The following is a 20,642-nucleotide window of genomic DNA, read 5'->3' on the forward strand; positions in this document are numbered from 1 at the left end:
TCATACTGCGGGTAAAGACATGATCCGCATGAAATCACATTCAGGATACTATTTCAGACCTGAGGATGTTGCGTTTATCCAGGAACGGTAATTACACAAAAGTGGTATTGAATTAAAACAGCAGATTACTCAATTTTGAAGTAATCAATTTTAAAACAAACGCCATGAAAACATTTTTACTGATCCTTATCTTCGGACTGATCTCCCAAACCTCCCGCGCCCAGGTCACCGCAGCTGCAGCACTGATTGCATTAAACGAGATTGATGCAAAAGTCACCGGTCAGTTACAGACCATTGATAACCTGGCCACCAATGCCATCGGCAATACCGGCAACATGGTTTTATCCGTTTCGGCAAGGCTGAGAAAAGACATTAATGAAACGATCGGCAATACCGACCAGGTATTGAGGGAAAACCAGCTCCTGCTCTATAACCAGCTCCTCAATATGTCCTCCGATTTCAGCAAAGTGGTGGAAGGGAGGATGAGAGAAGCAGACATGATAACCACAAAGCTTACTGAAACCATTGATAATTTTATCGTGGTAAAAAAGGAGCCACGGATCTACCGGTATGACACCCAGACTTTCATTAAGCAGTATACCGGTTCTTACCTGTTTAAGATAAAAGGCAAAAACTTTGACCAGTCAGACCAGGTTTTCATCACCATTAACAACAAGCAGATCAAACCTGTACAATCTGCCTATGACGAAGTGGTTTTCAGAATCGATTCCTCAGACATTGCGCTGACCTCACCCCAGGACCATTATGCAGACGCACGGATTAATTTCCTGTGGAAGAAAGGGCTGTTTCGAAAGCAGATGCACACAAAGATCCCTTTCCTCATTCCGGTCATTCCGCTGAACATAGGAAAAGTTACCGTATTCTATGACCAGGCGCTTCCGGAAAGAAAATATGCTGAACCCATTTCATACAGCTGCAGTTGCAGGACGGGCGGTCCGGGATGGTCAGGAGGAAGGAGGCGCAGTACTACGGCATTCAATATCATTCCTACCGGCGGGCGTTTGTTTGACCCTAACAGCATTGAGGTGGTCTCATGGACCCAAAGGCATGGAGGCGGGTATAATTTCGACCACAAAACGGAACAGCAGATCAGAGGCTATATCAACTGCAGTTCAGAATCCAGGCCTTTTGGAGCCGGCGGTTCATCATCGCTTACATTCAGGTATAAGGAATATGAAACTATTTATCCGGTCCATAAAAAACAGACGGATGTTAAAGCAATCACTTCCATCAACCCGATTATTTTCGATCTTCCGGAATCCGTTGATAACAAAAGGCCGAGTATAAGCTATGCCGTTGTAAAAACCTATGATCAAAAAGAATTCATCCTTACGCCTTCAAATCCCAATAAATTCTTTGAGTTAAGAATGAACCCTGTTACTGACGATGTCATCATCAACTGGAAAAATTAACTTCCGTAACCTCAACTGATAAACGCCCTGTCTCGCAGGGCATTTTTCATGCATGAATTTTACTTATATTTGTTTTGTAATCAGCACTACTGTGCAAGGTAAAACATCCGCACAATGATGATGCCCAATGATAAAACGTATATCCAGGCCAGGCAGATCATGCTGGAAAAAGAGAATATAAAACCTGAATTTGCTCCGCTTGCGCAGTGGATAGACCAAACTTATGGTGTAAAAACCGTTGATATTTTCTACGAACTTCCGGATAGCGGAAAACCGAGAATCCAGGTGTGCCTGGAATTGGAGGAAGACATGGAAAAATTCCTTACCCACAGCATATCCTATTTTGATACTTCAAAGCAGGAAGCGATTGCACAAAAATTCAAGGCTGTCATAGAGCAGCAGGGACTTTCTGAGAAAACCGGCTTCTTTTCAGGATTATGGGGCAAGCCTAAGAGCAATACCTATAGTACAGATCATGTCTTTGTCACATATAATGCTTTTGAACCTGCGGCAAAATATGAAGCAGCCTCTAAAATCTCCCGGCAGCAGATAGAGGAATTCATGGCATCCCTTCATCATAAAGACCTCTGGACGATATCCATAGAATTTTTTGTACCGGTATTTTTTGTATTCACTTACAGCCAGGCAGAAGAATATAACCGGTCAGAAACCAAATCCATATGGGAAGAAGAATTCTTTAATTTTATCCACCCGTTTGATGAATTCGGTTACTTTACAAAAGAAAACACCCGGATTATCATTGACAGCAAAGAGGATTTTGATAATAATTACAGCAGTAACTGGTATTATTACTATAAATAGAAACCGGCAATTAAATGGTTGTATGTAAACAGTTGCGGGCCCGCTTCAGATTAAACAAAAATAAGAAATACACAATGATTACAGAAGAAATTAAAGATTACATCCGCCGGAGCGTGTTATGCTGGCTTGCCACCTCTAATGAAAACAATGAGCCCAATGTGTCACCAAAAGAAATGTTCACCTACTATGGCGACACCACTCTATTGGTTGCCCATATTGCATCTCCCAATACTGTTGAGAATATTAAGGTCAATCCCAATGTCTGTATAAGCTTCATCGATGTATTTGTACAGAAAGGATATAAAATAAAAGGGATTGCGAGAATAATTGAGAAAACCGACAGCACTTATCAGGAAAAACTCAAAGTACTGACTGATCTGTTTTCCGACCGGTTCCCGATCCGATCCATCATCGAAATTGAGATCAAAAAGATTGATACCATTGCTGCGCCCAGCTATTACCTGCATCCGGAAACCACAGAAGAAAGCCAGGTGGAAAGTGCTATGAAAACATACCAGGTAAAGGCGATCGGTTAAAGTTATCATGTATGCACTTACATCTTTAGTACTGGATCGGAATTAAAACCTTAACAATATTTTCTTTTTTAAAGCTGTTTAATATTACAAAAGCATTAAAAATCAAAACCTAGATCAAAAATTAATTTTAAAGGAAATCTATAAAAAATATGTATGTGAGATTCCTTTACAATATCAGGAAGAAATAAAGAAAATAATTAATGAGTAACGCTAATCATAAGATTAATGTAACATCAGAATCATCTGATTATCCTAATAGAATTACATTACTATGCAGGAAATAAAAATCACCAATCAGAACCTCAATCGGGAAGCCCTTTTCTATGCACTCGAATCAGCCGGCATCCAAACCAATGCTTATGCTGATCTTATTTTTAATCATCCTAGCTATACTTATACTGATGCTGAAAAGGAGATATCGATCGTTGAATTAACATTACATGATCTGGGCCTGAAAAACGGAGGAAATTTTAAACAGACTGAAGAAGCCATACAATTAAGCGGTTACAACTGTTGTCCTCTGGAAATCGCTCCGTATATCAGGATGCATTACCGTTCACAAAAACCGGCAAGACCCAAAACGGAAAACGGGCACCCGCCGGATTCCATCCTCATTTTCTCAAAACCGCTGGCTGACAGCAGTGAATTCCCGAAAGGATTTTACCTGCGTAACATAGAGGGCATACTCTGGCTAAGGGCTTATATTGCCTCAGATGACTATTTATGGGAACCTGATACGCAGCTGATTGTCAGAAAAACTGTAATAGAAAAAAATATTCCAGTATTACGATAGTAATATTAAGCCTTTTCAGAAAGTTCCTTTAATTTTCCGCTTTCTTATTTACATTTTCCGGCTGTTGAAAATTATTCCAGGCATTAGAGCTGGGTCTTTAAAAGAAACCATTCAGGCATCAATCCTGTTTCCTTGAATGATGACAACATATTTGCCCCAAAAATATTAAACATTCACATATTTACTATTTTTTTATTGAATTCGTGAAAAATACACTTGTTTATATGAAAAATATTATTTACTTTTAGGTACTAACTTTTTAAAACAACACCATGAAAACAATGTTAAAATCGATTTTAACTGTGGCTTTACTATGGAGCGCAGTAAGCTGCAACACCAATGAAATGAGCGACATCAATTCATCGGCTCAAACCCAAACTTCAAACTCCGGGAATTTTGCTGCCAAAGCTTCAGATAATCCGGAAAACCCACTGAATAACTGGGAGGAATGCGGCAAGAAACACAATGTCATTTTAACCTACGTCATCACCTACCAGAAAACCTTAGACAATTCCGGATTGACCAATTCAGAAATTGCTGATAAGTGCATCATGGCCAGCAATAATTATTTTAATCAGAAATACGCCCAGGATTACAATAATACCCAATCCCCGTTCACCGTGGCTAAAATCCGAAGCATCCTGAATGACGGAGACAATAAATTCAGCAATGTTATCCAGGGTATGAATGCTTCCGATAAAGTGAAAGCGAAAACATCTGAACTGGTCAATATGATGTATAACTTGGCATCTACCGATAAAAACACGGAATATGCAGAAGTAAAAGCCAGGATCGTGGATTTTGAAGCCGGCATCATGAACGATGCCAGCCTGAGCCAGGCGGAAAAAGACCAGCTGCTGCAAACTACTTCTATAGCACGCTATTCTTCTTACTTATGGTCCAATACCATAGATCATTCAGACTCTGTATCTTCTGTTACCGGCAAAAAGAAATGGTGGAAATGGGTGGTTGTGGCTGTTTGTGATTTCGCCGGTGGTGCCGCAGGTACAGCAGCAGGCGGCGGAGTCCTCTCTGTAGCAGGAGCAATTGCCGGTGCGGCAGGAGCAAGTTCAGGAGGAGCAGCCCTGGTAGACTGGATCAGCCCGGATGCCCCATAAAAATTTGTCTTATGAAAATCCTAACCTTAAGTTTACTTTTTCTAATGAACCTGGCCGCGGCACAGAAAGGAGCACAGGCCCTGTTATACAGGAATCTTGCAGGAGCAGGGGCACACGCCACTACGATCAGGAATGCAAGGATGAATATTTCCTTTAACGAACCATTTACCGGTTTTGTGAAGTATAACGATTCAGATATCACCTCCGGTCTTATCCGCATCAGTAATTCCTATATTACTGCGGATAACATGAGGATTGACCTGTATGACAAAAAACTTACGGAAGTCAACCTGAAAAACGGAAATCAAACCGTACGCTGGGAACGGGTGGATTATGACCATACCCTGAAAAAATTGGTGCTTGACAGCTTAGGATTGAAACTGTATAATGAGGATCTTACTAATGAAGACAAAAGAAAATCCAGCCATTACCTGATGTCCTATAACGGAAAGTACCAAAAGCTGAAAATCAGGGAGAACAGCAGTCCGGAAAGCATAGGACAGGCCATGTCTCAACTGGGAATAAATGATAAAGGATATATCAATTTTGTTACTTCTTTTATCCTCAACAGGAAAGAATTATAGATTGCTTTATAATATCAATGGTATTTTAGTCATAGAATACCGCAAAAAGGGAGGCTATAACAAGCCTCCTTTTTGTTTGGTTTATTTTCGGGAACTGAATCCTATCAATCCATTAGGGTGATACTCAAAATCTGTTATTCAAAAACAGATCTGTTCCGATTTCTTAATTCGCTTTTGTCCCCGGATATTGGAATTTTCGTAACTTGAATTCACCAAATCCAAAAGAGATGAATACAGAAGAATATAAGGAACGCTTTAACGAAGAAGATGCCGTAGGCTGGGAATGCATTGACCGGGAACTGCTTAAAATTTATCCCGATCAGCAGCCGCTTCATTTTGTTCCGGAACTCCATTATATCGCGGGCGGAAATGACCCGCTTGACGGCATCAGTGTTTATAAAAGCCGGAAACAGGCCGATCATTTCCATTTTGTGACGTATGGATTTTCCGAGTTGTATTATCATGAAAAAGCCGCAGGAGGAGCATTCAGCAAATTCGGTTTCGAGCTGACCTTCAGGCTTGCCATGGAACATAAAGACGACAATATAGCCTGGGCCTGCAACCTCCTGCAGAATCTCGCGCGCTATGTTTTCAAATCAGGGAAATGGTTTGAAGAGTACCATCTCATTCCGGCTAACGGCCCGATCCGGATCGGTTATGATACCGATATCACGGCACTTTCGTTTGTCCTTGATCCTGAACTGGGAAAGATTGATACTCCGCATGGGGAAGTTTCTTTTCTCCAGATTTTTGGGCTTACCACCAGCGAATACCACCAGCTGGAACAGGATCCCAGGCCATCAGAAACAGAAAAATTACTGGATACCCTCAGGCAGACCAATCCACTGATGATTACTGATCTTAAACGACGGTCAGATTAAAAAATATTGTATTTATTAGCAAATGTTATCCACAATCCAACCATGTTAAAGAAATGATAAAGAAAGGTAACGCCTAACTTTTTTTTGTACTTTTGGATATCTGTTAGATGTTTTGATAACGGCCAGGCAATAGTCACCTTTCTGCTCTGAACCTGTTAAAAAATCATCGGAAAACATTAAAAACACAAGAGACTATGAAAAAAGTAGGTCTGATCGGCGGGTTAAGCTGGGTCTCTACCTTAGATTACTACACATTCATCAATAAAGGCGTTAATGCTCAACTCGGAGGACTGAACTTTGCTGAAATCCTTATCTATTCCCTGAACTTCGGAGAAATCCAGTCTGCCACCTGGCCCCAATCCTTCCATCTTTTGCTTGGGGCTTGCGAAAGCATGAAAAAAGCAGGTGCCGAAGCCATTGCATTATGTGCCAATACGGCCCATCTCTTTGCTGACCGCCTGGAAGATGAAGTCGGGCTGCCGGTTATCCACATCGTGTCGGAAACGGCAAAGGCCATTCAGAAAACAGGACTTAAGAAAGTAGGGCTTCTGGGTACTAAATTCGTGATGGAAATGGATTTTTATAAACACAAGCTTGAAGAATACGGTCTTGAAGTACTGGTGCCTGAAGATCAGGAAACGAGGGATTATATCCAGTACACGGTAAAAGAAGAATTAGGAGCCGGCCTTGTGAAACCCGAAACCAAACAGGAATATCTTAACATTGTTGCAGACCTGGAAAAGAAAGGAGCAGAATGCCTGATTCTGGGATGCACGGAAATCCCGATGCTCTTAGGCCAGGAAGATTTTGAACTGCCGGTTTTCGACAGCACGAAAATTCATTCGGAAGCAATTGTAGATTATATCCTGTCATCTAAATAACAGAGACCTGAATTAATCATATACCATGTAGCACCATGAAATACTTGTATTTACTGCTTTTTATGTTAGGAACTGTGTTGCCGCTGTCCCAGTTTTTCCCGTTTGTAATACAATACGGACTCAATATTAATCTTTTTTTCAGCCAGCTGTTCGCCAACAGAATATCATCATTTTTTGCCATGGATGTGTTGGTTTCAGCGGTGGTAATGATTATTTTCATAGCTTATGAGTCCAAGAGGCTGAATATTAAAAACACCTGGATCTGTTATGCAGGGCTTCTGATTGCCGGTGTATCCTGCGCTTTACCGCTATTTCTCTATATGAGAGAAAAAAGAATTTACGATTCCAGGACCTGATCCCTGTAAAATAGCATACGATACCCGGAAGAATGATTGAAACCGAATTTAAAACATAAATAAAACACTATGATCCCATTTCACGAACTTTTGTTTTTTGCTTTGGCAGCTCTGGTCCTGGTCATCAGTCCCGGACCTAACATGATTTACCTGATTTCCCGTACCATCACTCAGGGAAGAAGAGCAGGCTTAACCTCACTGGCAGGTGTAATCTGCGGGTTTATGTTCCATATTGTCATGGTCTCTTTTGGCCTTACAGCGGTATTGTTTGCAATCCCGTATGCTTATTTGGTACTGAAGACCTTAGGAACATGCTACCTGCTTTATCTGGCCTATCAGGCTGTAAAGCCCAACAGCAAAAATATTTTCGATGTAGATAAAAACATGAAGATTGACGGGCCTAAAAAACTATTTTCTGTAGGGTTTCTGACTAATGTACTCAATCCTAAAGTAGCTGTATTCTACCTTTCATTCTTCCCGCAATTCATCAAACCTGAATACGGCTCCGTCTTTACTCAGAGCCTCGAACTTGGCATTACGCAGGTCTTTGTAAGCTTCAGTATTAATTTCATCATTGTGCTTACTGCCGCAAAAGCGGCATTGTTCTTTGCTAAAAATCCACTCTGGATCCGTATTCAGAAATGGTTCATGGCCAGTGTCCTGACTTTTTTAGCCCTCAAAATGGCCATTTCAAAGGCAAAATAAAAGAGAAACCTGTACATACAGATGTATCAGCAAAGAAACGAATACATTTATTTTATACTATCAAACTTTATTATACGACGAATTATCTTTTAAAAATAATCTGTCAATGTAAAACAACTTTAGTATATTTGCATCTTAATTATATCTCACTGATATAAAATCATTTAACACAATAAACACAAATACAATGGAAATTTATTTTAACTGGCTGGCAGTTCTGGCAGCAACACTCGCAGGCACGGCTGTTGCAGCCCTATGGTACACCAAACTGGTAGGCAGAGCCTGGAGTATCATAACCGGGATTACTACCCAGAGCAACAACAAAACATTTATCCTGTTATTGATCTCTAATTTCATTACCGCTGCCGGACTGAATTTTATCGTCGGCATCAGCAAAACCTATTATCACGGAAACACGGTCCAGGCCTGTTTAACAGCCGGATTCATCACATGGGTCGCCTTTTCTGCAGCCACTCTGGTACAGCATAATGCTTTTGAACAGAAGCCTTCGGAATTAACACTTATCAATACGCTTTATCAACTCGCACTGTATATGATCATGGCCATGGTCATTGGTATCATAGCTTAAAAAATCGGGATTCTGTTGATGTAAGGATTCGCATCCGTAAAAACGGTCTTCACAGTGGCAGATATGGAGCGGTGACCAGAAGCCTTACCGTCTGTGCGTGGACCTGACCGGGTGTTATTGAAAAACAATCGCGGGAGAAACCTTTAGGATATGCTTCCAGACCATCTGACAGCAGTAGATAAAACTGAGAAATAATGATAAAATTTGTTAAAGTTCCGGGATGACGGATGACATTTATTTATCTGTAATTATAGGTTTTGTACCTTAGTTCTGAACAGAGGATATCAAAACAGTCAAAAAACAACTGTTCATTACAACCATAAAACATAATTGTATGGCCTTTGATGAATCACTTGCCGACAGGATCAGGGAAGCCTTGGTCAACCAAAAAAACGTCACCGAAAAAAGCATGTTTCAGGGGTTATGTTTTATGGTTGATGATAAAATGTGTGTGTGCATAAGGGATCTTGAACTGATGTGCCGCATCGCTCCCGAACAGGCTGAAGCTGAACTTGAAAAAAGAAACTGCCGGCCGATGATCCATAACGGGAAAACCATCAAAGGATATATTTTCGTTGACGAAGAAGGGTATAAAAATCCTAAAGACTTTAAACGGCTGATTGACCTCTGCCTGGATTTTAACAAAGTTGCCAAAGCGTCAAAGAAGAAGAAAAAGAAAGGTTGACGTTACTGAAATCATTCATTTAAATTTAAAAACACACCTATGAACCCTGTAGCAGAGCACTACATCGCAGGCCTTAAACGGGCTTATTTTGATTACCAACAAGGGGAATCCTGGGAACATTTTGAAAAGATCAGACAGAGCCTTTCAGATACTAATACTCAGGAGCTCAAAAGAATATATCCCGGTATCCCTGATGCACTGATCAGCCTTCTGGAGTATGTTGATGGCACGTACCGGAGGGAATATGCCGGTGAGAGAATATCATTTTATTTCCTGGGTTCAGACGTTGAGGAATATCCTTATTACCTGTTGCCTTCAGATAAAATTATTGAAAGCCGTAACCTGGCAGTTAAGTTCTATGCCGGTTATATCAACCGGGAATATGATGAAGTTGAAATAGACAACAGGATCACTGACCGCGCAGATGCACTCAACTGGCTGCATTTTTCAGACTGCATGAATGGCGGCGGGAGCTCACAGCTGTTCATCGATTTCAGCCCATCTGAAAAAGGGACTTATGGCCAGATCGTACGGTTCCTGCATGATCCGGATGAGTTCAGCGTGATAGCAGACAGTTTTGAAGCATATCTGAAAATGCTGATGGATAAAGGTTACGATTTCATCCATGACTATGACTTTGAATAACAGCAGCATTAGATATCTTTGTTGTACACCTTCATAAACCTCTTATATCTGCGAAAAAACAATAATAGATCATCATTCCGGAAAGGCTTTAACTGATTTGCAATGGATTTGGTGAATAAATAATTTTGTCCTTATGAAAAACATTCGTCCTATTATTCCTGACAAATACCGGGATCCTGTTTATAAGTCTGTAGGAAATGATATTTTTGAAAATACTGAAGAACATATTTTTGCCTGTACCTTACATTTCGATCTGGAAGAAGGGGAAGATTCCCAGTACCCGCTGGAAGATGTGCTGGAAGAATTTTGCCTCTATATTTCCGATTTTTTCAATAAGGACTTTTTAAATCATTCCGGCAGTATGGTTGTTGAGCTGGCCGGTGAGCATCATGACCTGCTGAAAGCAGTACAGACCATCACCGGAAAAAGGGTTTACAATACTGAATACCAAGGTAAGGACGGAAGGATCTATGTAAAACTGGTCATAGAATGATGATGATGCAGAATATGATTACCAGTTGTTCAGTCCGTTTTCCAGGGCTTTCAGATAGTTTTCTTCATTGAAAGAATACAGATCCGGGGCTTTGTGGGCCCCCCCTCTCCTGCTTTCATCCAGTTTTGTCAGGATCCCCATATTTTTTATTTTCCTGTAGAAATTCCCTCTGTTCAGTGTCCTGCCCAGAATGACTTCGTACAGCTTCTGAAGCTCGGAAAGGGTAAATTTCTCTGGCAGCAGATTATAGCCTATCGGCTTGTAAGAAATTTTTTCACGGAGTGTTAACAGGGCTTTATCTATAATGTCACGATGGTCCATAGCCAGTTCAATATCGGGAAGCTGGCTCAGGTATACCCACTCACAGGTTTCGCTCAATTCATCGGCGACCAAATTGAAACGGTCCGGATTATATAATGCATAATACCCGATCGTTACAAATCTCTGCTTATTAAAAAGGGTTTCATCAAAATCCTCAAAATAAAATTCACTCCTGTTTTTCTTGCCGAAAACACCGAACTGCTCCAGGTATACATCGGTAACCCCTACCCTGTTTTTAAGGATTCTCGCAACAGCATCCTCCAGGTCTTCATCTTTCTGCACGTATCCTCCGGGTAAAAACCACTGCTTCCGATAATTCATTTTCAGCAACAGTACCTTCAGTTCATTCTGATCAAAACCGAAAATGACCGGGTCGGCAGACAAATGGGGAAGAAATTTCTGTTTTGCTTCTTCGGATCGTTGTAAAATCAGGTCTCTTGAATCCATTCTCTATTGATGCTATTATGAATGACAAATTTAACAATAATATAGTTGCGTTGTTCAAAGTATGCGCCATGATATCTATTTCGGGAATTTTTTTCAGTCTACAATATGATTGTTTCCATAAGAAACAATGGAAAAAGAATGTAAATTAATCATTTTAATACACTGACAAGCAATATTTTACGCCAAATATTAAATTTTATTAACATTTTTTTTGGTAATCCCGGTGAAAGAATGTAGTATTGTAATGTTTCATAGTGAAGCAATGATAAAATGATTTTGATCCTTAAAAAAGTTCAAGATTTCTGTTAAAAAAGCAAGAATAAGTTAATGATCCTTTCATTTAACTGATGAATATAAAATTGTACACAGAAGCTCTTAAAAAAAAGCTCTTGTATGCCACCGGTATCGTGCTGATGAAGAAACTGCTTTGGAAATAACCTGACTGGTGCTGAATAATAATACTTAATGCTCATCCCGTATGTATTGGATGCAGGTAAAGTCATGTCAAAAAAAGAAATTAAAAATGAAAATACACAAGTCAAACCCATGAAAAAACTGAGCGTACAATTTTCAGTACTGGCACTGATGCTTTCATTCGGAACCGTATCTGGACAGCAGACCGACAGCCTGGCAATAAAAAAAGCAGTAAAGGCGGCTACAAAAAATGAAGAAGGGATCAAAACGGTTACCTCATCATCCAAAGAAGACAACAACAGGAATGTGATGCTGAATGCAGCCAATAATACAAGTCCGAGAGATGTGAATATCGGCCTTCCCTCTACCGTAGGAGGAATTACCATTCTGGAGAATGACCTTCCCGTAGTCTATTTCTTCTGGCCGGAACTGCCTAATAAAACCTGGCGCCAAAGCGTAGGCCTTGAAAAGACAGGCCTTTTAAAAATGGACCAGCTGGCCAATACCATGGGCGACCTTGGTTTTGCCGTGAACTCCTACTCCCAAACAGGCACTAAAGACCTTAAAATAAAAGGTAAACTTACGACCAGTACTTTCGGATGGCTTCAGGGTGATGCCAATGTTTCAGGGCCAATATCAAAAGATAAAAGCTGGACCTATACTGCTGGAGCCCTGGTTAATTATGATCCCAGCACCTTTAAGCTCGGATTTGCAAGAAATGTGGATGAAACTAAAATTTTCAGGGTCGGAGTTACCAAATACTTTAAAGAAGACAAAGGTAAAATTTCATTATTGTATAAATATTCCGATTCCTACAGTGTAGGCAATTATGCAGTTTTCCAATATGGTGAAAACGGAAAAGTAACGGAGCTTGACAACTTCAGGATCGGCAGGGATTCCTATGTCGTTCGAGACGGCAGGATCAAGATGAAAGACATCCTTTCCGGACAAAACTACTGGGCATCCATGAGCGGTGATGATAACAGGTCACAGGCCCATACCTTCAATATATTCGGAAATTACAAGCTTAACAATGGCTGGGATTTCAAATTTTCTACCCTGGCCCACTTTGGAAAGGTGAAAATGTCCACGATCATCCCTATAAGCATATTCAACGCAGATGCATCTGCAGGCTACAGGCTGGCCTCCAACGGGCAGCCGTATTCAGGAGCTGTAGGAACTCAATTGGCTATGCACACCCCGGAAACCCCTACCACCAATATTGCAGGACGGTTTTCTGTAGACAAGCAAATCGGTAACCACCACGTAACCATCGGATTATTAGAACAGTACTACCACGTAAATAAATATACTTCCAACCGGTCTTTCTTTTTCCAGACCGTGGAAGCGCAGCCGCAAAGGCTGATCGGGACGTCCACGGACGCAGACGGATTCTATAATTACAATATCGGAGGTGAATACCACAGCGGAACGGAGAATAAGCTTTCATTATACGCTACCGATGAATGGAAAGTTACCGATAACCTTAACCTTAGCTACGGGCTCCACCTGAGAAACCATCTGATTGACGGCGAATTTTCCATGACGCCAAGGACGCCTGGCTTTGTATTTGGGGCCAATGATTTCCAGAGCATCAAAACCAACTGGCTGCAGGTGGCAGGAAGCTTAAATGCAACCTACAACATCAGCAAGAATTTCGGTGTCCTGGCCAACTTCCTGTATACAGAAGAAAACAGGAGGCTGGAAAGCTATTCCCAGGCATTCAACCCCAATACCAATAAAATCAAAAGCCCGCTGGGTGCTGTCGGGGTATTCTGGAATACAGATTATATCCAGCTGATTTCCCAGGCCACCATCCTGAAAAGGAACAACAACCTCAACCGGTACAACCTGGTCAATCCTGCCAATACCACCCAATCGCAGAACGTAACGGTGTATTATGACATCCAGACCATAGGCTGGACTACGGATTTCGTGCTGAAGCCATTCAAAGGATTCAACCTGCATTACCTGATCACGTTCCAGAATCCGGTATACAAAAACTTTACTTTCAATGCTTTTGGCAAAGATTATAATTATAATGATAACAATGTATTAGGGGTAGCTAAAGTCCTTATGGAAATAGATCCAAGCTACACCGTGGATAAGTGGAGGTTCTGGGCCAGCTTCAGGTATTTTTCAAAACAGTATGCCAACCTGACCAATGCGCTGTATTTTGCGCCAAGATGGGAAACTTTCGGAGGCGTAAGCTACACTGTTAATAAAAACATCAACATAGGTGCTACCGTTATCAACTTCCTGAACCAGAGAGGAGCCAGCGGAACCATCAACGGTGCTGAGCTGATCACTGATGCAAGTCCGTACTATGGGAAGCTGCTCACCGGAACCTATATCATGCCTCTCACAGGCCAACTGTCTGTAAGCTTTAATTTCTAGCCTTTAATCCAATGAAAAAATCAGTTTTAAAAATATCTGCATTATTCCTGGGGGTCACCGTTTTTGCCCAGAATATCCAGAATGTATCCAATTCTGATGGCCCTGTTTTGGGCTATTCAGCAGAATCCGGACTTAAAATCCTCACGGTAAACGGAAAAAAATTCAAAGATTTAAATAAAAACGGAAAGCTGGACCGGTACGAAGACTGGCGCCTGACTGCTGAAGAAAGGGCCAAAGACCTTGCTTCTAAAATGTCGGTTGAACAGATTGCAGGATTGATGCTGTACAGCGGGCATCAATCGGTTCCGGCTCCGGCGGATGGGTTCCGGGCGGGAAAATATAATGGGAAGCTGTATAAAGAGAGCGGTGCAAATGCATGGGACCTTACCGACCAGCAGAAAAACTTCCTTAAGGAAGACCATCTTCGCCATGTGCTCGTGACTACCGTAGAATCTCCTGAAGTAGCCGCGCGCTGGAGCAATACTTTACAGGCTTACGTGGAAGGACTGGGGTTAGGAATCCCTGCCAATAACAGTACTGATCCCAGGCATTCGGCTACCGTTACGGCAGAGTTCAACGAAGGTGCCGGCGGACAGATTTCCCTATGGCCGGACGGACTGGCCATGGGAGCCACATTTGATCCTGAGCTGGTCAGGAAATTCGGGAGTATTGCCGCCCAGGAATACAGGGCATTAGGAATTTCAACCGCCCTTTCTCCACAGGTTGACCTGGGTACGGAACCCCGATGGTACAGGATCGCCTATGTGTTCAGCGAAAGCCCTGAACTGACTACAGATATGGCGCGGGCGTATATAGACGGATTCCAGACTACGCCGGGAAAAGGGAATTCCAAAAACGGGTGGGGAAATAAAAGCGTCAACGCCATGGTAAAACACTGGCCCGGAGGAGGACCGGAAGAAGGCGGCCGCGATGCCCACTGGGCCATGGGCAAATATGCCGTGTATCCAGGAAATAATTTCCAGGCCCATCTTAAACCATTCACAGAAGGTGCATTTAAGCTGAACGGAGGAACCGGCGAAGCATCGGCAGTGATGCCTTATTATACGATCAGCTATAATCAGGACCAGAAAAACAAGGAAAATGTAGGCAACGGATTCAGCAAATACATCATCATCGACCTGCTCCGCGGGAAATACGGTTATGACGGTGTGGTATGTACAGACTGGCTGATTACAGCCGACGAGCCTAAAACTCCGGGCCTGTTTGCCGGGAAACCCTGGGGTGTTGAAAAAATGTCTGTGGCCGAGCGGCATTACAAAGTCCTGGAAGCCGGTGTAGACCAGTTCGGGGGGAATAATGACAAAGGTCCTGTTCTGGAAGCGTATCGGATGGGTGTAAAAGAGCACGGCGAGAAATATATGCGCAGCCGTTTTGAACAGTCGGCAGTCCGCCTTTTGAAAAATTTCTTCAGGACCGGTTTGTTTGAAAATCCTTACGTAAACGTAGAAGAAACCAAAAAGACCGTTGGGAACCCAGAATTTATGAAAGCAGGTTACGAGGCACAGGTGAAATCCATTGTCATGCTGAAAAACAAAGGCAGCATCCTTCCTGTAAGGGAAAGAAAAACCGTTTACGTTCCTAAAAGATATTCTCCTGCCACATTCAACTGGTGGGGAATATATACGGCTCCATCCCTGGATTATCCGGTAGACATAGAAAAGATAAAAACACATTTCAATATAACAGATGATCCTGCCAAAGCCGACTTCGCATTGGTCTTTGTGAAAAGCCCGCACAGCGAGGAAGGCGGTTACAGCGACATCGATGCAGCAGAAGGCGGGAACGGGTATCTCCCGATCTCGCTGCAGTATCAGACTTACCAGGCAGTAGAAGCACGTACCAAAAGTATGGCCGCCGGGGATCCGGTGGTAGCTCCTGCTGTGAAGGACCGGACATTTAAAAACAAAACATCTACGGCAGCCAATTTCACAGACCTGCAGACCATTGAAAATACCTACAGGGCTATGAATGGCAAGCCTGTAGTGGTTTCGGTAACGGCATCAAAGCCTATGGCTTTCAACGAATTTGAAAAACATGCCGATGCTATTCTGGTAAACTTCAATGTTTCCAACCAGGCAGTGGTAGACATCGTGTCAGGAAAATATGAACCTTCCGGCCTGCTTCCGCTCCAGATGCCTGCTGACATGAAAACAGTTGAACAACAGAAAGAAGACGTACCGTATGATATGGAAACCCATCTGGATTCAGAAGGTCACCATTATGATTTCGGATATGGGATGAACTGGTCCGGTGTCATCCGGGATGCCCGAACGGCAAAATACAGAAAATAAAAATGAACGATACTATACCACTATTAAGTATTGAATATTGATCAATAACCATTAATAATTAACATTGTTAATATGTAATCACATGAGAAAATTAATCATAACAGGCTTATTCCTGATGGCAGCCGGCAGTATTGATGCCCAGAAAACCATTCCACTTTACCAGGGCAAAGCTCCCGGCACCGAAAGCTGGACCCAAAAAGAAGCCCAGCAGTTTTCGGACCTCTTCAAAACAGAAGTGGTGTACAATGTCGCACAACCCTCCATGCTCGTTTTTGAAGCAGATAAGGCGAAGGCGAACGGAACCGTGATTATTATTGCTCCCGGAGGCGGATTTCAGAGCCTTTCCATCAACCGTGAAGGGGTCGACCTGGCTAAAAAGCTGGCTGCAAAAGGCATTACTGCAATTGTTTTAAAATACAGGCTCCTGGAAACCAAATCCAATGACCCTGCCCGCGAAATGATGGACAACCTCAAAAGCAGGACTTCATTCGATGAGCGGACAGCACCCATTAAAATGATGGCCGGAGAAGATATCAGGACTGCTATTGCGTATGTCCGGACGCATGCAAAAGAAATGAACATCAAACCGGACCGTCTAGGCGTCATCGGTTTTTCTGCCGGTTCAACCGTCATTCTGGAAAGCGTGCTCCACAGCAAAGATGCATCTACGGTACCGAATTTTGCAGCCTCCATTTACGGAGGTCCTTCAGAAGATCTGCTCAAAGCTGAAATTCCTAAATCTCCGCTCCCCCTATTCATCTGTGCAGCCAGTGACGACCAGCTGAAGCTGGCTCCCAAATCTATCCTGCTGTATAACAAATGGACCGAAGCAGGACAGCCGGCCGAACTTCATCTCTATGAAAAAGGCGGCCATGGATTCGGTATGGGAAAACAGAACCTGCCGGTAGACCACTGGTCTGACGTTTACATGGAATGGCTTGCATTCCACCAGTATTTATAAAACCAATACAAAATAATACCTATGGACAAGAATACATTGACGCTGACCGGTATTTCCCGGAAAGCAAAATATTCGGGATTGTTCCTTGCTCTGCTGGCTGCTTCAACTTATGCAAAAGCACAAAACACCTATCCGATAATAAAAGCAGGCGGTAAAAGCTTTAAGGATTTTAATAAAAACGGGAAGCTTGACACCTGGGAGGACACACGGCTCCCCAAAGACCAGAGAATCAATGCCATCATACAACAGATGACCAATGCTGAAAAAGCGGATTTGCTGATCGGCACAGGCATGCCCGGAATCGAAGTGCTTACCGGGCCTGTAGGCGACTCTAAACAGGGGGCGGTTCCCGGCGCAGCCGGTGGAACCGCTTCCCTGGACCGTTTCGGAATTCCTCCGACAGTGGTCGCAGACGGACCTGCCGGACTGAGAATATCCCCTACCCGTAAAGACGATTCAAAAACCTATTATGCAACCGCATTTCCTGTAGGTACGGCTCTAGCTTCCACCTGGAACACAGCTTTGCTGGAAGAGGTGGGAAAAGCAATGGGTAATGAAGTGAAGGAATACGGAGTAGACGTACTTTTGGCTCCTGCCCTCAACATCCACAGAAACCCGCTCAACGGACGGAATTTTGAATATTACTCAGAAGACCCCCTTATTTCAGGTAAAACAGCAGCGGCTATCGTGAATGGCATCCAGTCACAGGGTGTCGGGACTTCTATCAAGCATTTTGCTGCTAACAATGAAGAAACCAACCGTCTGAAGATCAACGTACATGTTTCCGAACGCGCCATGCGTGAACTGTACCTGAAGGGCTTTGAAATTGCGGTCAAAGAATCCCAGCCGTGGACGGTAATGTCATCCTATAATAAAGTAAACGGGGTTTATACTTCAGACAGCAAAGACCTGCTTACCCAGGTACTGAGGAAAGAATGGGGATTCAAAGGCATTGTGATGACGGACTGGTTCGGAGGGTTTCCCGGATTTGAGTCTATCCGGAGCGGCGGAATCTCCGATGTCATTGCCCAGATGAATGCCGGCAACGACCTGCTGATGCCAGGGATTCCGGCTCAGAAAAAGGCATTGCTTTCCGCCCTGGATTCCGGAAAGGTGTCTCAGGAAACGGCCAACATCAATGTAAAAAGAATCCTGGAATATATATTCCACACCCCTACTTTTACCGGTTACCGGTACAGCAACCAGCCGGATCTGGATCGGCATGCTGAAGTAACGAGGAATGCCGCATCAGAAGGCATGGTCCTGCTTAAAAATGAAAGCAATACCCTTCCTTTCAGCGATAAGCAGAAAGAAGTTTCCCTGTTCGGGGTAACTTCATACGCATGGATTACAGGAGGAACCGGAAGCGGAAGCGTTAACAACAAGCATACAGTTTCCCTGCTGGAAGGGCTGAAAGCAGCAGGCTACCGGCTAGATAAGGAACTGGCAGACCTTTACACGCCCCATGCTGATCGGGAAGTAGCAGCAGAAAAGGACCGGAGGAAAGCCAAAGGAATCCTGGCCCTGCCGGAAAGGCTTCCCGAAATGAAGATGGATGATGCCTTTATCGCTAAAAAAGCGGAAACATCAGCAATAGCTTTCGTTACCCTGGGAAGAAATTCGGGCGAAGGCGGTGACCGTAAAGTGGATAATGATTTCAATCTTGCCTCTGAAGAGCTTGAAATGCTGGACAAAATCTCAAAAGTATTTCATGCGAGAGGCAAAAAGGTAGTGGTCATCCTGAACACCGGCGGTGTTATTGAAACCGCTTCCTGGAAAGACAAAGCCGATGCCATCCTGCTGGCATGGCAGCCGGGACAGGAAGGCGGGCATTCTGTAGCAGACGTCCTTTCCGGAAAAGTCAACCCATCCGGAAAACTGACCATGACATTCCCGGTAAACTATACGGATACGCCTTCGGCCAAGAATTTCCCGGGCATCCCTGCAGACAATCCTAAAGAGGTTACGTACGAAGAAGGCATCTATGTAGGATACCGTTATTTTAATACGTTTCACGTAAAGCCATCATATGAATTCGGATACGGAAAATCCTATACGGATTTCGACTATCAAAATATTAAAGTCAGTCCAATATCCGGCTCATCTTTTACAGTAAGCCTCGACGTAAAGAATACGGGAACAACCAGCGGAAAGGAAGTGGTCCAGCTGTATGTATCAGCGCCGCACCATCTGGCGGACAAACCGAAATCTGAACTGAAAGCCTATGCCAAAACAAAGCTGCTGAAACCCGGAGAAACCGAGACGGTTACCCTGACGCTTTCCCCGAAAGACCTTGCTTCATTCATTACCGCAAAAAGTGCATGGATCGCTGAAGCAGGACCCTATACCGTATCAGCCGGCGCCTCATCACTGGATATCAGACAGTCTGCAAATTTCCAGCTCCCTGAGGAAATTACCGTTGAAAAAGTGCAGCATGTGCTTCCGGAAGACCAGCCGTTCAAAGAGCTGAAACCATAAACATCCGGACTTAACACACACCATATCTTCTCTACATATACGCAGTTATCTTTTTTATGTAGTTTGATCCCGTCCTGTTTTCAGGGGCGGGATTTTTCAGCAAAATCAGATCTTAATGATTTATAAAAAACTGTAAATTAGCTTAATGCATTTATAATAAATAACAATAATTAACATGAAATTTTTAAAGTATACAGCACTTTTTGTACTTCTTACAGGGTCAGCCTATAGCTTATATTTTTATATTACGGTTTACTCGAAGCTTACCCCCGCTGATATTGACCCTGATATAAAAAATGAAAAGATATTTAAGATCATGGATTTCCAGAAGGAGCTTATAAACGGAACAGAGAAGTACGATTCTGTTGCCCGGAAAAAAAGTTCTTCAGTTTTGTTCTATGCAGGTAAAAAGCCTACAACCAAGGATGAACTTTTCATAGCTGGCTTTAATAACTGCAGAGCCATATCACTAAAAGGAAAAATTAACATCTCCATAGGTTACAATTCAGGATACAGCGGTGGAGGATATAAAATTGATTATTTATATGGCAGATATGAGATACAGCCTTATTCATTTACAGATGTTGTCCCTGACAACAGAAAAGAATCTGATTATAAGATTTTAAGGCAGAACCTTACCTTGGATAAAAGATATTATCGTGTAGGAGACAGCCTGTATGGGAAAATTGACTTTGCTATGCAATTTAATAATGCCGGAGAAAAACCAACCGTATACGGAAACGGATATTTCAGGACCAGGGTTGATGCTTATTAGCAGCCAATGCTTTGCA

General features: G+C 42.8%; 20 protein-coding genes. 19 read left to right on the forward strand and 1 reads right to left on the reverse strand.

The window, feature by feature from the left end; translation table 11 throughout:
• Window positions 1–164 precede the first annotated feature (164 nt).
• From CGB83_RS09535 to CGB83_RS09600, 14 genes are all read left to right on the forward strand, one after another.
• Window positions 165–1,433, forward strand: coding sequence for a hypothetical protein (locus tag CGB83_RS09535; protein WP_100075592.1), 1,269 nt, complete (start codon window positions 165–167; stop codon window positions 1,431–1,433).
• A 114-nt stretch (window positions 1,434–1,547) separates the two neighbouring features.
• The gene (locus CGB83_RS09540) at window positions 1,548–2,255 is read left to right on the forward strand and encodes a hypothetical protein (RefSeq protein ID WP_100075593.1); all 708 of its coding nucleotides are present in this window, start codon (window positions 1,548–1,550) and stop codon (window positions 2,253–2,255) included.
• A 74-nt stretch (window positions 2,256–2,329) separates the two neighbouring features.
• Window positions 2,330–2,791 carry a pyridoxamine 5'-phosphate oxidase family protein gene (locus tag CGB83_RS09545; RefSeq protein WP_100077559.1) on the forward strand — a complete coding sequence of 154 codons (462 nt, stop codon included), beginning with the start codon at window positions 2,330–2,332 and terminating at the stop codon, window positions 2,789–2,791.
• A gap of 271 nt (window positions 2,792–3,062) precedes the next feature.
• Window positions 3,063–3,584, forward strand: a complete 522-nt coding sequence (locus CGB83_RS09550) for a hypothetical protein (protein ID WP_100075594.1) — start codon at window positions 3,063–3,065, stop codon at window positions 3,582–3,584.
• Window positions 3,585–3,856: 272 nt separating this feature from the next.
• Window positions 3,857–4,702: a protein kinase family protein gene (locus CGB83_RS20165; RefSeq protein ID WP_157761389.1), complete on the forward strand. Its 846-nt coding sequence runs from the start codon at window positions 3,857–3,859 to the stop codon at window positions 4,700–4,702.
• A gap of 11 nt (window positions 4,703–4,713) precedes the next feature.
• Window positions 4,714–5,286, forward strand: a complete 573-nt coding sequence (locus tag CGB83_RS09560; RefSeq protein ID WP_157761390.1) for a hypothetical protein — start codon at window positions 4,714–4,716, stop codon at window positions 5,284–5,286.
• Window positions 5,287–5,513: 227 nt separating this feature from the next.
• Entirely contained in the window at window positions 5,514–6,167 is a 654-nt protein-coding gene (locus CGB83_RS09565) for a suppressor of fused domain protein (protein WP_100075596.1), read from the forward strand.
• A gap of 194 nt (window positions 6,168–6,361) precedes the next feature.
• The gene (locus tag CGB83_RS09570; protein WP_100075597.1) at window positions 6,362–7,048 is read left to right on the forward strand and encodes an aspartate/glutamate racemase family protein; all 687 of its coding nucleotides are present in this window, start codon (window positions 6,362–6,364) and stop codon (window positions 7,046–7,048) included.
• 35 nt (window positions 7,049–7,083) lie between these two features.
• A complete protein-coding gene (locus tag CGB83_RS09575) occupies window positions 7,084–7,404 on the forward strand; it encodes a DUF2834 domain-containing protein (RefSeq protein ID WP_100075598.1) in 321 nt (106 codons plus the stop codon).
• A 69-nt stretch (window positions 7,405–7,473) separates the two neighbouring features.
• Window positions 7,474–8,109 (forward strand): LysE family translocator, encoded by a 636-nt coding sequence (locus CGB83_RS09580; protein ID WP_100075599.1) that lies wholly within the window; start codon window positions 7,474–7,476, stop codon window positions 8,107–8,109.
• Between the two features lie 187 nt (window positions 8,110–8,296).
• Entirely contained in the window at window positions 8,297–8,698 is a 402-nt protein-coding gene (locus CGB83_RS09585; RefSeq protein ID WP_100075600.1) for a DUF1761 domain-containing protein, read from the forward strand.
• 334 nt (window positions 8,699–9,032) lie between these two features.
• Window positions 9,033–9,383, forward strand: coding sequence for a TfoX/Sxy family protein (locus CGB83_RS09590; protein ID WP_100075601.1), 351 nt, complete (start codon window positions 9,033–9,035; stop codon window positions 9,381–9,383).
• A 39-nt stretch (window positions 9,384–9,422) separates the two neighbouring features.
• The gene (locus CGB83_RS09595) at window positions 9,423–10,028 is read left to right on the forward strand and encodes an SMI1/KNR4 family protein (protein WP_100075602.1); all 606 of its coding nucleotides are present in this window, start codon (window positions 9,423–9,425) and stop codon (window positions 10,026–10,028) included.
• 133 nt (window positions 10,029–10,161) lie between these two features.
• Window positions 10,162–10,521 (forward strand): hypothetical protein, encoded by a 360-nt coding sequence (locus CGB83_RS09600; RefSeq protein WP_100075603.1) that lies wholly within the window; start codon window positions 10,162–10,164, stop codon window positions 10,519–10,521.
• Between the two features lie 18 nt (window positions 10,522–10,539).
• Here CGB83_RS09600 and CGB83_RS09605 read toward each other — a convergent pair whose 3' ends face one another.
• The gene (locus tag CGB83_RS09605) at window positions 10,540–11,289 is read right to left on the reverse strand and encodes an NUDIX hydrolase (protein WP_100075604.1); all 750 of its coding nucleotides are present in this window, start codon (window positions 11,287–11,289) and stop codon (window positions 10,540–10,542) included.
• A gap of 546 nt (window positions 11,290–11,835) precedes the next feature.
• Between CGB83_RS09605 and CGB83_RS09610 the strand changes: the two genes are divergently transcribed.
• The 5 genes from CGB83_RS09610 to CGB83_RS09630 all read left to right on the forward strand — a co-directional run bounded on the left by CGB83_RS09610 (window position 11,836) and on the right by CGB83_RS09630 (window position 20,626).
• Window positions 11,836–14,100, forward strand: a complete 2,265-nt coding sequence (locus tag CGB83_RS09610) for a TonB-dependent receptor (RefSeq protein ID WP_100077560.1) — start codon at window positions 11,836–11,838, stop codon at window positions 14,098–14,100.
• A gap of 11 nt (window positions 14,101–14,111) precedes the next feature.
• A complete protein-coding gene (locus CGB83_RS09615) occupies window positions 14,112–16,412 on the forward strand; it encodes a glycoside hydrolase family 3 protein (protein WP_100075605.1) in 2,301 nt (766 codons plus the stop codon).
• A gap of 82 nt (window positions 16,413–16,494) precedes the next feature.
• Window positions 16,495–17,373 (forward strand): alpha/beta hydrolase, encoded by an 879-nt coding sequence (locus CGB83_RS09620; protein WP_100075606.1) that lies wholly within the window; start codon window positions 16,495–16,497, stop codon window positions 17,371–17,373.
• Window positions 17,374–17,394: 21 nt separating this feature from the next.
• Entirely contained in the window at window positions 17,395–19,851 is a 2,457-nt protein-coding gene (locus tag CGB83_RS09625; RefSeq protein WP_100075607.1) for a glycoside hydrolase family 3 C-terminal domain-containing protein, read from the forward strand.
• Window positions 19,852–20,026: 175 nt separating this feature from the next.
• Complete coding sequence (locus CGB83_RS09630) at window positions 20,027–20,626, forward strand: hypothetical protein (RefSeq protein WP_100075608.1); 600 nt, start codon at window positions 20,027–20,029, stop codon at window positions 20,624–20,626.
• The last annotated feature ends 16 nt before the right edge of the window (window positions 20,627–20,642 follow it).

It is taken from the genome of Chryseobacterium camelliae, assembly GCF_002770595.1.
GTDB lineage: Bacteria > Bacteroidota > Bacteroidia > Flavobacteriales > Weeksellaceae > Chryseobacterium > Chryseobacterium camelliae.

What these genes read in the sequence shown, in the direction of transcription:
- CGB83_RS09630 (WP_100075608.1), top strand. Translation starts at nt 20,027, where the DNA reads ATGAAATTTTTAAAGTATACAGCACTTTTTGTACTTCTTACAGGGTCA.
- CGB83_RS09545 (WP_100077559.1), top strand. Translation starts at nt 2,330, where the DNA reads ATGATTACAGAAGAAATTAAAGATTACATCCGCCGGAGCGTGTTATGC.
- CGB83_RS09620 (WP_100075606.1), top strand. Translation starts at nt 16,495, where the DNA reads ATGAGAAAATTAATCATAACAGGCTTATTCCTGATGGCAGCCGGCAGT.
- CGB83_RS09625 (WP_100075607.1), top strand. Translation starts at nt 17,395, where the DNA reads ATGGACAAGAATACATTGACGCTGACCGGTATTTCCCGGAAAGCAAAA.
- CGB83_RS09600 (WP_100075603.1), top strand. Translation starts at nt 10,162, where the DNA reads ATGAAAAACATTCGTCCTATTATTCCTGACAAATACCGGGATCCTGTT.
- CGB83_RS09590 (WP_100075601.1), top strand. Translation starts at nt 9,033, where the DNA reads ATGGCCTTTGATGAATCACTTGCCGACAGGATCAGGGAAGCCTTGGTC.
- CGB83_RS09615 (WP_100075605.1), top strand. Translation starts at nt 14,112, where the DNA reads ATGAAAAAATCAGTTTTAAAAATATCTGCATTATTCCTGGGGGTCACC.
- CGB83_RS09575 (WP_100075598.1), top strand. Translation starts at nt 7,084, where the DNA reads ATGAAATACTTGTATTTACTGCTTTTTATGTTAGGAACTGTGTTGCCG.
- CGB83_RS09585 (WP_100075600.1), top strand. Translation starts at nt 8,297, where the DNA reads ATGGAAATTTATTTTAACTGGCTGGCAGTTCTGGCAGCAACACTCGCA.
- CGB83_RS09570 (WP_100075597.1), top strand. Translation starts at nt 6,362, where the DNA reads ATGAAAAAAGTAGGTCTGATCGGCGGGTTAAGCTGGGTCTCTACCTTA.
- CGB83_RS09565 (WP_100075596.1), top strand. Translation starts at nt 5,514, where the DNA reads ATGAATACAGAAGAATATAAGGAACGCTTTAACGAAGAAGATGCCGTA.
- CGB83_RS09610 (WP_100077560.1), top strand. Translation starts at nt 11,836, where the DNA reads ATGAAAAAACTGAGCGTACAATTTTCAGTACTGGCACTGATGCTTTCA.
- CGB83_RS09535 (WP_100075592.1), top strand. Translation starts at nt 165, where the DNA reads ATGAAAACATTTTTACTGATCCTTATCTTCGGACTGATCTCCCAAACC.
- CGB83_RS09560 (WP_157761390.1), top strand. Translation starts at nt 4,714, where the DNA reads ATGAAAATCCTAACCTTAAGTTTACTTTTTCTAATGAACCTGGCCGCG.
- CGB83_RS20165 (WP_157761389.1), top strand. Translation starts at nt 3,857, where the DNA reads ATGAAAACAATGTTAAAATCGATTTTAACTGTGGCTTTACTATGGAGC.
- CGB83_RS09605 (WP_100075604.1), bottom strand. Translation starts at nt 11,289, where the DNA reads ATGGATTCAAGAGACCTGATTTTACAACGATCCGAAGAAGCAAAACAG.
- CGB83_RS09580 (WP_100075599.1), top strand. Translation starts at nt 7,474, where the DNA reads ATGATCCCATTTCACGAACTTTTGTTTTTTGCTTTGGCAGCTCTGGTC.
- CGB83_RS09595 (WP_100075602.1), top strand. Translation starts at nt 9,423, where the DNA reads ATGAACCCTGTAGCAGAGCACTACATCGCAGGCCTTAAACGGGCTTAT.
- CGB83_RS09540 (WP_100075593.1), top strand. Translation starts at nt 1,548, where the DNA reads ATGATGATGCCCAATGATAAAACGTATATCCAGGCCAGGCAGATCATG.
- CGB83_RS09550 (WP_100075594.1), top strand. Translation starts at nt 3,063, where the DNA reads ATGCAGGAAATAAAAATCACCAATCAGAACCTCAATCGGGAAGCCCTT.